The sequence below is a fragment of the Vibrio sp. YT-16 genome (genome assembly GCF_033337405.1).
GTDB classification, from domain to species: domain Bacteria; phylum Pseudomonadota; class Gammaproteobacteria; order Enterobacterales; family Vibrionaceae; genus Vibrio; species Vibrio alginolyticus.
Genome location: NZ_JAWOQQ010000061.1, coordinates 1 through 1,758, shown reverse-complemented (window position 1 = coordinate 1,758; position 1,758 = coordinate 1). Strand labels below are relative to the sequence as shown.

The 1,758-nt window shown below is 42.0% G+C and carries 2 protein-coding genes; both read left to right on the top strand.

All coding sequences use genetic code 11. The features are described 5' to 3' along the window. Window positions 1-663, top strand: a 663-nt coding sequence (locus tag R7F07_RS24695) for an EAL domain-containing protein (protein ID WP_318110595.1), incomplete at its 5' end; no start/stop codon positions are given. A gap of 557 nt (window positions 664-1,220) precedes the next feature. Beyond that, the coding region (locus tag R7F07_RS24690) for an Ig domain-containing protein (RefSeq protein WP_318110594.1) at window positions 1,221-1,758 on the top strand (538 nt) is incomplete at its 3' end.

The window sequence follows — 1,758 nt, the reverse complement described above, 5'->3', positions numbered from 1 at the left end:
AGCATAGATGGCCTAACTGTGGGTTATGAAGCGTTGGTGCGTTGGTCAAGACGCGATGGTTTGGTGCCACCTAATATGTTTAGTGGCGCCGCAGAGGAGAGCGGATTGATTGTTCCGATGACGAACCAGATGATTCGCAAAATCATCCAAGATCTTGAGTCACTGCCTGAGTCGATTTGGGTGAGTGTCAATATTGTCTCTTCTCATTTAGAAACCGGTTCGTTAACCAAACTGTTGGCAGATTTGAATTGGCCGTGTGCAAACCGAATTCATTTTGAGCTAACAGAAAGAATTCCGGTTAAAGACGTAGAAGCCGCGAAAAAAGAGATTCTCTACCTCACCAACAAAGGTTACAAGTTCAAAATTGATGACTTTGGAACAGGTTATGGTGGCTTTTCTTACTTGCAGGACTTGGGTATTCGCTGCTTGAAAGTGGACAAAATGTTCGTTGATCCAATTGGCTCAGACGACCAAAAACTCAAAGTGTTGGATTCTATTGTGTCTGCGGCGATGAAAGCGGAATGTGAAATGATTGCCGAAGGTGTAGAAAACAGAAAACAGATTGAGTATTTGGCTACGCACAATATCTATTTGATTCAAGGCTATGTGTACGCAAAACCAGAGCCAATCGAGAATATTGCTGAACCGAATCCGGAGGCGTAACTTCTGTTCGTTGATTTTAAAGGTGTCCAATGTGGCACCTTTTTTCTTGCCTATTGTTTACCAGAAAATAGGGAAGTCATTAAAAGTGACTCCCAACTTTAAATCGAAAACTTGAGCTGATTTTTATATCACGATGAGACGATTTTGATATTTGGCATATTGTAGAACTGAGCACTTCCCATTACATTTTTTTGCCATCTCATAGATGGTCGTCGAAGTAAATAAACAGAATGTAATTTCTAAATTTATGTATTGTGAGAATCACGATGAGTGAACATGAGTTCGTGTGCTCGTTTGACGAGCAATTAACGATGGCCAAAAGTGAATTAATTTCAGCAATTACCCGTTATCGAGAAAACATATTGATGAGAGATACTAAAAACAGAGCTGAGTTGGAGGTTGAATTAGAGAAAAAGTTTCATACATACGAAGCGCTAACCAGTCAGCGGTATTGCTGAGTTGTTTGTATTCATAATTTGAATTTTTAATGTTGTCTAATAATAAAAGTTTGAATGTTTGACTCTATGATAAGCAAAAATACTTTTAATAAGATCGCAATGCTATTACTCGTCACGAGTTTGTTTGGTTGTAATAGCGACAGTGGAAGCAGCACTAGCCAACCGCCAATGAGCTTGCCAGAAGAAGTATTACCTGACGAGCCAGAAATTGAAGCGCCAATACCGGAACTGCCAGTGCCTGAGTTTCCTGATATTTCCAAACCAGAAGTTCCTGAAACGCCAGAGGTGACGCCGCCGAAGCCTTCTGAACCCGTTATTCCAGAGCCGCCAGTACCAGACAAAGTGGTGTCTCGTATTGCACTAAACCAAAGCCGTGTGTCGCTTGCAGAGGGTGAGCTGGCGCAGGTGAAAGTCATCGGCTTTTATAACGATGACACTCAAGACGACCTTACATCACAAGTTGTTTGGAACGTTGAAAATGCTGACATTGTTAACATCGACGAACGCGGTGTGATTACAGCGCTTAAAACAGGTGTTTCGGTCATTCGCGCAGACCTAGATGAGTTCAGTAGCGAAATGACCGTACAGGTTGTGGACGCGAAGTTGACCAACATTTACTTCGATCTGCCACATAAGG